This window comes from Xanthomonas floridensis (assembly GCF_001642575.1).
In the GTDB taxonomy this organism is placed as follows: domain Bacteria; phylum Pseudomonadota; class Gammaproteobacteria; order Xanthomonadales; family Xanthomonadaceae; genus Xanthomonas; species Xanthomonas floridensis.
Genome location: NZ_LXNG01000036.1, coordinates 1 through 11,110, shown reverse-complemented (window position 1 = coordinate 11,110; position 11,110 = coordinate 1). Strand labels below are relative to the sequence as shown.

Below are 11,110 nucleotides of genomic sequence, written 5' to 3'. Positions count from 1 at the left end.
TCAACCCGTCGCTGCGCGAGTTTTATCAACGCCTACGTGCCAAGGGCAAGGCTGGCAAGGTGGCTCTGGTGGCGGCCATGCGCAAGTTGCTGGTCATCCTCAACGCCAAGATGCGGGATCAACTGGCAGCTGCCGCCACCAGTTGATCAAGACAGTTGCTCCCCCATCAACGGGAGAGGAAGCAAAGCAAGGCACCTCGGACGCGGAGGACAGCTGCTCCCCCCTCCCATCAACGGGAGAAGGAGCAAAGCAAGGCGCCTCGGACGCGGAGGAAACCCGCTGCCTTTCTCCCGTCAACGGCTGCCTTTCTCCCGTCAATGCGAGAGCAGAGCAAAAACAAGGCGTCTCCGGCGCGCATGACACCCGCCGCCCTTCCCCCGCCTGCGGGGGAAGGTGCCCGGAGGGCGGATGGGGGCGAGACCTCGCGCAGCACCACCCATCGCTTCACATGCTGAAGTGCGTGCGCCGGCAATCGAAAACCAGCAACGACCACCTCGGCTTACGGCATCACCTTGGCCTGCTCCAGTTCCACCTGCAGCGTGCTGGCCAGCTCGTCGCGGGCCACCTCGAACTGCTGTTCGCGCACCAGGTCCTTGACCGCCACCACGCCGCGCGCCAGTTCGTCGTCGCCAGCCAGCACCACGAAGCGGATGCCGGCGCGAGCGGCGTACTGGAACTGCTTGCCGATCTTCTTCGGCTCCATCTGCACTTCGGTATTGATGCCGCCGATACGCAGGCGGCGCGCGATATCCAGCGCGTCGTCCAGTCGGGTTTCGTCCATCAGCGCCACCATGGCCTGCACGCTGCTCTCGGCGATGCCCTGGATCAGGCCGGCCTCGCGCAGCTGCCAGAACAGCCGGGTCAGGCCGATCGAGATGCCCACGCCTGGCAGCCTGGACTTGGTGTAATGGCTGGCCAGGTTTTCGTAACGGCCGCCCGAGCAGATCGAGCCGATCTGCGGGTGATCGGTGAGCGTGGTCTCGTAGACGGTGCCGGTGTAGTAGTCCAGCCCACGCGCGATCGAGAAATTCAGGCAGTAGGCCGTTTCCGGCACGCCCAGCGCCTTGACCAGCTCCAGCACCTCGCGCAGCTCGGCAATGCCTTCGCCCAGCGTCGCACTCGCACCCACCGACGCCTCAAGCGCCTGCAACTGCGCCAGCGCGTCGGCATGCCCGTTCGAGCGCACTGCCACGAAGTCCAGGATCCTGGCGACCTGTTCGGCAGCGATGCCGAAGCCCTCGCCCATCAGCGTGTCGCGCACATAATCGTCACCACGCTTGTCGATCTTGTCGACCTCGCGCAGCACTGCCAGCTGCAGCTCGCCCTCGGCCACGCCCAGGCTTTCGAAGAAGCCGCGCAGCAGCTTGCGATTGTTCATCTGCACCTTGAAGTCGCCGATGCCCAGCTCGGCAAACACCGCGTGGATCACCGCCAGCACTTCGGCGTCGTAGCGGATGCTCAGCGCATCCTTGCCGATCACGTCGATGTCGCACTGATAGAACTCGCGAAACCGCCCACGCTGCGCTCGCTCGCCGCGGTAGACGCGCTGCATCTGGTAACGACGGAACGGGAAGCTCAAGTCGTGCTCGTGCTCGGCAACATAGCGCGCCAGCGGCACGGTCAGATCGAAGCGCAGTGCCAGCTCGGGCAGCCCACCATTTTCTGCGCCTTCATCGGCGGCGGCAGCCGCATTGGCCAACGCACCGGTGGACTGCACGAAGTACACCTGGCGCTCGGTCTCGCCGCCGGATTTGGTCAGCAGCACGTCGGACAGCTCGAACACCGGGGTTTCGACCGGCAGGAACCCGAACCGCTCGTAGTTGCGGCGGATGACGTCCAGCATGCGCTGGAACGCGATCTGCTCGCGTGGCAGCAATTCCATGATGCCGGGCGGCGTACGGGGCTTGATCACGAGCGAAACTCCTGCAGGACGACGGGGGGCGAGCCGGTAATTCTACCGGCTGGGCGGCCGTGCTGACCGCATGGCGTATCATGCGGGCGCGTTCCAGGCAGTGCGTGACCCATGTACCGGCAGCTTTCAGACCCCAGCGTGACCTGCCCGGCGCCCAGCGCGGCAGCCGGCGTGGACGCGCGCAATTCCGATTGCGCGCTGTGCGCGGTCCGCGGCCGGGCGATCTGCGCCGCGCTGTCGCCGCTGGAGATGGACGCACTCGAGCAGGCCACCAGCGGTTCGGTTCATGCGCCCGGCAGCACCCTGGTCCGGGCCGGCGAGCCACGCCACCACGTCTATACCGTCACCTCCGGCGCCCTGCGCATGGTGCGTACGCTGGCCGACGGCCGCCGCCAGATCACCGGTTTCGTGCTGCCCGGCGACTATGTGGGGCTGACCGAGACCCCGCAGCACCGGCACGATATCGAAGCCATCGTGCAAACCCGCGTGTGCCGCACGCCAATGGCGCAGATGCGCCAGTTGCGCGAGCGCTACCCGCATCTGGAGCGCAAGCTGCTGCAGCGCGCCAGCATGGAGCTGGCGGCCGCCCAGGACACCGGCCTGCTGCTGGCGCGCCTGCAACCCAGCGAGCGGCTGGCGCATTTCCTGCTGCGGCTGGCCGCGCGCTCCACCCAGCCCGGCAGCAGTGGCGACACCGTGGCGCTGCCGATGAGCCGCGGCGACATTGCCGACCATCTGGGCCTGACCATGGAAACGGTGAGCCGCACCTTCACCAAGCTCAGGCAGCAGCAGCTGATCGCGCTGCCGCAGCTGCACCTGGTACAGATCCTCGACTACACCGCATTGCGCAGCCTGGCCGGCGAAACGGTCTGAAATCCGGTCGGGCCGCACCTTGCTGCCGCCCGAAAAGGTGCGCTGGATGACAGCGGGCACCAGTGGTCCACACGTGCGCCGAACAGCGCCTTGCCTCTCAACCTGACGCCACACACCTGCCGATGCGACAACGCGGGCCACCGCGTCGCGCCGCAACCACGCGCGTCAACGTCCCCCGACCGCCGCCACCGTCGCGCCGCAGCCGCCATGCAACAACTGCGACTGCCGCAGCCATGCGCGATCCGGGTAGTAGGCGAACACAAACGCACCGTCGCGCAAGGTGTCGATCAGTTGTTTGGCCACCGCCGGACGCACCGCCGGGCAGCCCAGGCTGCGGCCCAGCCGGCCCTGGCTGCGGATGATGGCCTCGCTCACGTAGGGCGCGCCGTGGATGACGATGGCGCGGTCGCGCGCATGGTCGTTGAAGCCCGGTTCCAGGCCCTTGAGCCGCAGCGAATAGCCGTTCTGCCCGGTGTAGGACTCCTGCGCGGTGAAGGCGCCCAGGCTGGACTGGAAGCTGCCATCGGTGTTGGAAAAGGTCGCGGCGAGGTTTTCGCCAGTATTGCGCCCGTGCGCCACCCACTCCTTGAACAGCAACCGCTGCCGCGCCAGATCGAACACCCAGAGCCGGCGCTCGGTGGACGGCCGGCTGTAGTCGATCACGCTGAGCACGCGCTCGTCGCCCACCTGCTGCCGCTGCCGCGCGCATTGCAAGGCCTCGGTCGCCAACGCCAGCACCTGGCGATCCAGCGCCGGGGCCTGGCGCGCCAGCGCGTCGATCAGTCCCGCACGCGGCGTGCCCAGCGGCGATACCGGGGACGCGGCCATGGCATCGGCCGCCAGGGCCGCTCCGGCCGTTGCCCACCCGCAGAGAGCGGCGGCAACGGCGATCACTCGATAAGACATGCAGCAACCCACATCAACGCGGCGCCACGCTGGGGCCGCACCGGTCTAGGATTGCCCCAAGCGCGCCACTTTCCAACCCCGGGCGGCTGAACGCGTTCGGTCAGGCGGCGTCGGCAAGCAGCCGCTGCCGCAGCGCGGCGTACTCCGGCGCCAGTGCCTCGGCATGCGCCGGGCGCTGCAGCAGCGCTGCCAATGCAGGCGGAACGGCCACCGGCGCGCCGATCAGCGGTTCCACCACCCCTTCGAACTTGGCCGGGTGCGCGGTGGCGGCCACCGCCCAATCTCCGGTCACGCCTTCCGGCCCTTCTGCACGCAGCTGTTCCAGCACATGCACCGCGGTGGCGGTGTGCGGGCAGTGCACCTCGCCATAGCGCGCATGGCGCTGCTGGATGGTGTGACTGATCGCCGCATCGTCCACCGACAAGGCGCGGAAGGCCTCGCGCAGCGCCGCGTCGTCGCCCTGGTACAACCAGCGCAGACGTTCGAAGTTGCTCGGCGCGCCGACATCCATGGCATTGGCAAGCGTCGCCACGCTGGGCTGCGGTGCGTAGTCGTCGCCGGCAAAGTAGTCCGGCAGCACGTGGTTGGCATTGGAGGCCAACGCGATGCTGCCCAGCGGCACGCCCAGCGCACGCGCCAGGATCGCCGCCAGCCCGTTGCCCAGGTTGCCGGTAGGCACCACCAGGTTCAGCGCGCTGCCGGATGCGGCGTGATGCTGCAGGGCCGCATGCGCGTAGTAGCTCATCTGCGGCAGCAGCCGCCCCAGGCTGATGCTGTTGGCCGAACTCAGCGGCACCTGCGCCTGCAGCGGCGCATCGTTGAGGGCCTGTTTGACCATCGCCTGACAGTCGTCGAACGAACCGGCCACGCGCAGGGCCTGGATGTTGTCGCCGAAACAGCCCAGCTGATGCGCCTGCCGTGGCGAGACGCGGCCATCCGGATACAGCACCACCACACGCAGCCCGGGCTGGCGATGGAAGGCGGCGGCCACCGCCGCACCGGTATCGCCGGAGGTGGCAACCAGGATGGTGAGCGGGCGGTCTTCGGCCCGGCGCAGGCGGGTCAGGCAGGCGGCCAGAAAGCGCGCACCGAAATCCTTGAACGCAGCAGTCGGCCCGTGAAACAGCTCCAACGCGTAGTCGCCGGGCGTGGCCAGCGGCACCAGCGGCGCCGGGAAATCGAAGGCTTCGGCGCAGATGGCCGGCAACGCATCGGCCAACGCATCACCCGCGAAAAACGGCTGCAGCAGCGTGGTGGCGGTAGCGGCCAGATCGGCGCCAGCTGCCAGGGTGCGCGCCGGTGGCAGCGCCTGCGGCACGTACAGCCCGCCATCGGGCGCCAATCCGGCGGCGATGGCCTGGCTCAGGCTTGCGGCGGGTGCACCGCCACGGGTGGAAATGAACATCAGCAGGACTCCAGACAAGAAGAGGACCGGGCAGGTCCCGGCAAGGCGATCGGCGTGTGGACGCGCAGCGCGACGGCCGTGGATACGTGTGTCACTGCGGCCACTCGCGCCGAACGATGCGGCGCTATGCTGCGCGCACCTTTCCGTGGAGCCGGCAGATGATCAAGGTCAGCGTGATGTACCCCTACCGCGAAGGCGCCCGTTTCGACCACAGCTACTACCGCGACCAGCACATGCCGCTGGTGAGCGCGCGCATGGGTGCGGCCTGCCTGCGCTACAGCGTGGACAAGGGCCTCAGCGGCGGCGAGGCCGGCAGCAGCCCGCCGTTCATCGGTATGTGCCACATCTTTTGCGACTCGGTCGAATCCTTCACTGCGAGCTTCGGCCCGCATGCGCAGGAGATTCTTGCCGACGTGGCCAACTACACCGATCTGACGCCGGTCATGCAGATCAGCGAGGTGGTGGTGGAGTGAAGCGTGCGCCGCGTGCCGCCGGTCTGCGGCACGCGGCCAGCGCGCTGGGTGTGGATGCCGCGTCATCCGATCAACCGCGCTGCCGGGCTTGCGATAGGCGACACCCAACACTGGCTGTCGAATCCTGCTGCGGCAAACCCGGCCTGCACCGCCGGCGCCGCTGCCTGCGCCGCATCGCGCGTTTCAAACCATGCGAACACGCTGGGGCCGGCACCGGAAATGCTCGCTCCCAGGGCGCCGTGATCGAGCGCGGCCTGCTTGGCATCGGCAAAGCCACCGATCAGCGGCGCACGCCGTGGCTCGACCAGCACATCGCGCAGGCCCGCACGCACCAGATCGGCATCGCCGGCGTGGCAACCGGCCAGTACCAGCGCAAGGTTGGTACTCTGTGCAACGAACTCGCGCAGTTGATACGTGCCTGCCAATGCCTCGCGCGCGCGCCGCGTCTCCAGCACCGCCTCCGGGTGCACCAGCAGGCTGTGCCACGCGGCCGGCACCGTGATCGGCACCAGCCGCTCCAGCGTGCATAGCACCAGGCCGCCTAAAAACAGCGGGCCTAGATTGTCGCCATGCCGGCTACCGCTGGCCACCGCCTCGCCATCGAGTGCGTACTGGTAGAGTTGCGCGCTGCCGAGCGGGGTTTGCAGCAGCGCGTTGGCGGCCACCAGCGCAGCCACGCACGAGGCCGCCGACCCGCCCATGCCCGAGCTCAGTGCAATGCCCTTGTCGATCTCCACCTCGAAGCCGTACGGCAACTGCAACGCCGCATGCAGCGACAGCAATGCCGCGCCCGCAGTATTGCGCCCGGCATCCAGTGGCAGCGCAACGGTGGTGCCGCGAATGGCGGCGATACGTACCAGCGGCTCGTCGATGCGCCGCACGGTCACGGTGTCGCCAACGCCCTGGACCGGGTAGCCAAGCAGATCGAAGCCCACGGCCACGTTGGCCACCGAGGCTGGCGCGAAGGCGCGCGCTTGCGGCAGTACTCCAGTGGAAGTGATGCAGCCTGCCTCACCCGTCTGGAACGACGGTGGCTGGCTCACAGCGGATTGACTCACAACCGCGCCCCCTCGCCCGCCGCCACCCGCAGCAGATCGGCAAACACGCCGGCCGCGGTGACTTCCGGGCCAGCGCCCGGGCCCTGCACCACCAGCGGATTTTCGCAGTAGCGACGCGTGGTGAACTGCACCACGTTGTCGGTGAGGCGCAGGTTGGCGAACGCATGATCGGCAGGCAGCTCCACCAGACCCACACTGGGAGCACGATCCGGCGGCAACTGCGCGACATAGCGCAGCACATTGCCGCGCGCACGCGCATCGCGCAGGCGCTGCGCAAACGTGGCATCCACTTCATGCAGGCGCGCCATGAAATCCTCCACGCTGGCCTGGCGCAGTGCCTCGGGAACCAGGCTTTCGACCTGCACATCTTCCAGACTGATCGCACGCCCCGCTTCGCGCGCCAGAATCACCAGCTTGCGCGCCACATCCACACCCGACAGATCGTCGCGCGGATCCGGCTCGGTATAGCCCATACCACGCGCCTGCGTGACCAGCTCGGCAAACGGCACGCTGCCGTCGTATTTGTTGAACAACCACGCCAGGGTGCCGGAGAAGATGCCTTCGATCGAGGTCACCGCATCGCCGGTATCGACCAGATCGCGCAGCGTGGTGATCACCGGCAGTCCCGCCCCCACGGTGGCCTCGTAACGGAAGCGCGCGCCGCTGGCGTCGGCGGCCGCGCGGATCGCCTGATATCGCTCTAACGGGCCGGAGCCGGCCTGCTTGTTCGGCGTCACCACGTGGATGCCGGCGGCCAGCCAGTCCGCATAGCGATCGGCGACTTCCGCGCTGCCGCTGCAGTCGATGATCACCGCATGCGGCAGGTGTGCGGACAGCAGGTGCGTGGTGAAACGTTCCAGATCGGTCGCGGTGGCTGCGGAGGCGAAGGCATCGCGCCAGTTGCCGACCAGGCCGCGCTCGTCCAGCAACATGCGCCCACGCGAGACCACTGCGCGCAGGCGCAGATCCAGGTTGGCCTTGCCCAGCAACTGCGGCTGCGCGATGCGCAACTGGTCCAGCAACGCCGCGCCCACATTGCCCGGACCGATCACGCCCACCGAGAACGTCTGCGGCGAGAGCCAGAAGCCGGCGTGCGCCGCGCGCAAGGCCTTGGTGGCATGCGCTGCATCAATCGCCACCGAGATGTTGCGTTCGGAAGAACCCTGCGCAATCGCCAGGATATTGACCTGCGCACGCCCCAGGGACTCGAACAACCGCGCCGCCACACCGGGCTGGCCGGCCATGCCATCGCCGACTGCGGCGAGCACACTGATGCCGGTGGTCAGTTGCACGCGCTGCACCTGACCGACCGTGAGTTCATGCGCAAACGCCTGCAGCAAGGCATTGCGTGCGCGCTCGGACTCGTGCTGCTTGACCACGCAACAGATCGAATGCTCCGACGAGCCCTGCGAGATCATCACCACCGACACCTGCGCCGTGCGCAGCGCCGCGAACACCCGCTCGGCGGTGCCGGGCACGCCGATCAGGCCGGTGCCTTCCAGGTTGAGCACGGCCAGATCGGGGCTCAGCGTCAGCCCCTTGATCGGCCCGCTCACCGCGCTGCTGGCAGTGATGCGCGTGCCCGGATGTTCCGGCTGGAAGGTGTTGCGGATGATGATCGGCAAACCGCGTTCGATCGCCGGCGACATGGTCTGCGGATGCACCACCTTGGCCCCGAAGTACGCCAGTTCGCAGGCCTCGTCGTAGCTCAGCGTTTCCAGTTGCACCGCTTCGGGCACCACGCGCGGGTCGGCCGACAGTACGCCGTCCACATCGGTCCAGATATGCAGCTCATCGGCATCGAACAAGGCCGCGAAGATCGCGCCGGAATAATCGCTGCCGTTGCGCCCCAACGTGGTGATGCGGTCGGCGCGGTCGCGCGCCACGAAGCCGGTGACCACCACGCGCGTCTGCGGATGTGCCTGGCGCCAGGTGGCAAGGCGCTGCGCGCTGGTGTCCCAGTCCACATCCACGCCGAGTTCGCCGCGATTGACCACCAGCACATCGCGCGCATCCAGTACCGCGCAATCTTCGCCAAGCGCGCGGAAATAATCGCCGAGCAATTGCGCCGAATACACCTCGCCCAGGCCTTGCACGCGGTCGAGCACCTCGCGCGGCAGCTCGCCGATCACCGCCAGTGCACCGAGGATCTGCGACAGGTGCTCGAAGCGCTCGTCCAGCCACTCCACCGTCGGCCCCGAGTGTTCGCCAAGCAAGGCCACCGCCGCACCGCGATGGCGCGCGCGCGTTTCATGCCAGCGTTCGCGCCATTCGGGGCGGTTCTGTGCGGCCAGCTCGGCCAGCTCGATCAAGGCATCGGTCACCCCCTTCATCGCCGACACCACGGTGACCTGCACCGTCTCGTCGCGGGCGAGCAACAACTGCGCCACATGCCGGTAGCGCTCGGCATCGGCCACCGAGGTGCCGCCGAATTTGTGCACGACGGTGCGTGCGGAAGAGGCGGCAACAGCAGCGGGTTCGAGCGAAACGACAGACGATGACATCGACAGACCTCGTTAGGGAGGCCCCGTCCGCATCAGATGAGGGAGGAAAGCCCCCGCATCCTGATCCGGGTGCGGGGCCGTTGTTTTCGGAAGTTACGCGAAGACGACGGGCCGCACCGGGCGAATGGTGACGGTGGTAATGGTGGTGGTAATGCCGGCCACGCCCGCACCCGGCCGCAGGTGCGGCTGGCAGAGAAGCGAAGCGGTGGCACAGGCGTTAGGCATGTAAGCAAAAAGACATCACAGGGCCGAGGCCTGTCAAGCATTGCGTGAATGGGCGGGCGCACGCGCTCGGGGCGCGAAACAGAAAACCTTGCTGCTCAGGGCTTTAAGCATCGCGTGCGCAAGCAATTGATTGCTATGGAAACTTTTGGAACGACGTTGGAGAGCCGCCCTGCGCAGGTTTCGAACCTCGATTGGTAGTGTCATGCGCTCAGATGACGCGATACACCTGACCAGATCGCTTGCGGGCGAGGCGTCGCTTCGCTGCCGGCATCAGTTCGCATCAAGCAACAGGCCACTTCGCCCCAAGCAACAGATCGTCGCTATTGCCGCGCCGGTGAGCAGGAGCCGCCAGGATCAGCAGCGGAGATCAGCCAAGTACCTGGGGGTTGAGTTGCCAGACCGAGAAGTTGAGCGCCGCCGCGAAGCTCACCCACGCCAGATACGGCACCAACAGCCACGCCGCCAGCGCCTGCCGCTTCGCGAACACGGCAATCGTTCCTGCCAGCACCAGCCACAGCGCCACGATATCCGCGAACGCCCAAGCCCCTAGATGCCACGCAAAGAACAGCCAGCTCCACAAACCATTGAGCGTCAGCTGCAGCACGAACAGGCCCAGCGCCGGACGCATCCCCGCCCGGCTGCCGCGCCGCCACACCAACCAGACCGACACCGCCATCATTCCGTACAACACTGTCCACACCGGTCCGAACAACCACCCCGGCGGCGCCCACGCCGGCCGCTGTAGCAGCGCATAAAAGCTGGCCGCCTGGATCGATGCCAGTGCGCCCAGCCCAGCGACGGCATAGCAAAGCACCAGCCAACCCAGAAGGGCGAACCATTGCGACTTTTTTGAACGTCCTTGGGTCATGACTGCTTTGGCCTGTGATCCGAGCTCGTCAGCGTGGCAGAGCTTCTGTGCAAGCCGTGACTACGCGCATAAGCGAGTCCGCGCTCGGCTAACGCCGTACGGATTCGTGCCGTCATGTCCAATCTCCTCGGGATAGGGAATTGGACTCCAAACTGGGGCGACACTCAAAATCGGGGGGACGTCGTCCCAACATCTTGCCAACACCGATATCATCAGTCCCGGACTCTAAACCCGACCGCTACTCGGGGCGGGGGATGTCGGACCAGGCGCGATGGCATCGTATTGGATTTCGTTGAGCCGGGACGGCCGATGCAAACCGGTTTCATCGAACGCCTCAACGGCAGCTAAAGGCGCGACGTGCTGGACATGCATCTCTTCCGCACGCTGAGTGATACGCCCAGGCTTTCCTAGACATCTCAAGGCCATGGAAAATGGCAGATTCGGAGGTGTCCATGAGCAGCAAGCGGTATACGGATGAGTTCAAGATCGAAGCGGTCCGGCAAGTGACCGATCGTGGGTTCAAGGTGGCAGAGGTCGCCGAGCGACTGGGTGTCACGACGCACAGCCTGTACGCCTGGCTGCGCAAGTTCGGCAAGCCTGGCGTGGTGCATCGCGCCGAGGTGGACCAGAGCGCCGAGGTTCGGCGGCTGAAGGCAGAGTTGCGTCGCGTGACCGAGGAGCGCGACATCCTAAAAAAGGCCGCCGCGTACTTTGCCAAGGGGTGAAGGCAAAGTACGCGTTCATGCAAGACCATCGCAGGGAATTCAGGGTATGCGCGATGTGTCGGGTATTGCGCGTCAACCGGGCGGGTTATTACGCCTGGTTACGCTCGCCTGACAGTGAGCGCGCCAAGGAAGACCAACGCCTGCTGGGATTGATCAAGCAC

General features: G+C 66.8%; 8 protein-coding genes and 3 pseudogenes. 5 read left to right on the top strand and 6 right to left on the bottom strand.

All coding sequences use genetic code 11. The features are described from left to right. Positions 1 to 146 (top strand): annotated as a pseudogene (locus A7D17_RS23735) (IS110 family transposase); the annotation flags it as partial. A 353-nt stretch (positions 147 to 499) separates the two neighbouring features. On the opposite strand, the gene hisS reads toward A7D17_RS23735, so the two are convergent. Then, positions 500 to 1,912 (bottom strand): histidine--tRNA ligase, encoded by a 1,413-nt coding sequence (gene hisS, locus A7D17_RS17960; RefSeq protein WP_064510352.1) that lies wholly within the window; start codon positions 1,910 to 1,912, stop codon positions 500 to 502. 249 nt (positions 1,913 to 2,161) lie between these two features. Here hisS and A7D17_RS17955 point away from each other — a divergent pair, with 249 nt between their 5' ends. Further along, positions 2,162 to 2,785, top strand: coding sequence for a helix-turn-helix domain-containing protein (locus A7D17_RS17955; RefSeq protein ID WP_193395361.1), 624 nt, complete (start codon positions 2,162 to 2,164; stop codon positions 2,783 to 2,785). A gap of 165 nt (positions 2,786 to 2,950) precedes the next feature. On the opposite strand, the gene A7D17_RS17950 is transcribed toward A7D17_RS17955, so the two are convergent. Further along, the gene (locus A7D17_RS17950; RefSeq protein WP_064510350.1) at positions 2,951 to 3,691 is read right to left on the bottom strand and encodes a murein L,D-transpeptidase catalytic domain family protein; all 741 of its coding nucleotides are present in this window, start codon (positions 3,689 to 3,691) and stop codon (positions 2,951 to 2,953) included. A gap of 100 nt (positions 3,692 to 3,791) precedes the next feature. Further along, positions 3,792 to 5,096 carry a threonine synthase gene (gene thrC, locus A7D17_RS17945; protein ID WP_064510349.1) on the bottom strand — a complete coding sequence of 435 codons (1,305 nt, stop codon included), beginning with the start codon at positions 5,094 to 5,096 and terminating at the stop codon, positions 3,792 to 3,794. Positions 5,097 to 5,254: 158 nt separating this feature from the next. Here thrC and A7D17_RS17940 point away from each other — a divergent pair, with 158 nt between their 5' ends. Further along, positions 5,255 to 5,569: an EthD family reductase gene (locus A7D17_RS17940; RefSeq protein WP_064510354.1), complete on the top strand. Its 315-nt coding sequence runs from the start codon at positions 5,255 to 5,257 to the stop codon at positions 5,567 to 5,569. A 62-nt stretch (positions 5,570 to 5,631) separates the two neighbouring features. On the opposite strand, the gene A7D17_RS17935 is transcribed toward A7D17_RS17940, so the two are convergent. The 3 genes from A7D17_RS17935 to A7D17_RS17925 form a co-directional block, all read right to left on the bottom strand. After that, positions 5,632 to 6,570, bottom strand: coding sequence for a homoserine kinase (locus tag A7D17_RS17935; RefSeq protein ID WP_064510353.1), 939 nt, complete (start codon positions 6,568 to 6,570; stop codon positions 5,632 to 5,634). A gap of 53 nt (positions 6,571 to 6,623) precedes the next feature. Beyond that, complete coding sequence (gene thrA, locus A7D17_RS17930) at positions 6,624 to 9,131, bottom strand: bifunctional aspartate kinase/homoserine dehydrogenase I (RefSeq protein ID WP_064510348.1); 2,508 nt, start codon at positions 9,129 to 9,131, stop codon at positions 6,624 to 6,626. A gap of 592 nt (positions 9,132 to 9,723) precedes the next feature. Further along, positions 9,724 to 10,224, bottom strand: a complete 501-nt coding sequence (locus A7D17_RS17925; protein WP_064510347.1) for a TspO/MBR family protein — start codon at positions 10,222 to 10,224, stop codon at positions 9,724 to 9,726. Between the two features lie 267 nt (positions 10,225 to 10,491). Between A7D17_RS17925 and A7D17_RS25315 the strand changes: the two are divergent. Both A7D17_RS25315 and A7D17_RS23270 read left to right on the top strand, forming a co-directional pair. Further along, a pseudogene (locus A7D17_RS25315) lies at positions 10,492 to 10,569 on the top strand (integrase core domain-containing protein); the annotation flags it as partial. Positions 10,570 to 10,676: 107 nt separating this feature from the next. Then, positions 10,677 to 11,110 (top strand): annotated as a pseudogene (locus tag A7D17_RS23270) (transposase); the annotation flags it as partial.

What these genes read in the sequence shown, in the direction of transcription:
- A7D17_RS17950 (WP_064510350.1), bottom strand. Translation starts at nt 3,691, where the DNA reads ATGTCTTATCGAGTGATCGCCGTTGCCGCCGCTCTCTGCGGGTGGGCA.
- A7D17_RS17955 (WP_193395361.1), top strand. Translation starts at nt 2,162, where the DNA reads ATGGACGCACTCGAGCAGGCCACCAGCGGTTCGGTTCATGCGCCCGGC.
- A7D17_RS17925 (WP_064510347.1), bottom strand. Translation starts at nt 10,224, where the DNA reads ATGACCCAAGGACGTTCAAAAAAGTCGCAATGGTTCGCCCTTCTGGGT.
- thrC (WP_064510349.1), bottom strand. Translation starts at nt 5,096, where the DNA reads ATGTTCATTTCCACCCGTGGCGGTGCACCCGCCGCAAGCCTGAGCCAG.
- thrA (WP_064510348.1), bottom strand. Translation starts at nt 9,131, where the DNA reads ATGTCATCGTCTGTCGTTTCGCTCGAACCCGCTGCTGTTGCCGCCTCT.
- A7D17_RS17940 (WP_064510354.1), top strand. Translation starts at nt 5,255, where the DNA reads ATGATCAAGGTCAGCGTGATGTACCCCTACCGCGAAGGCGCCCGTTTC.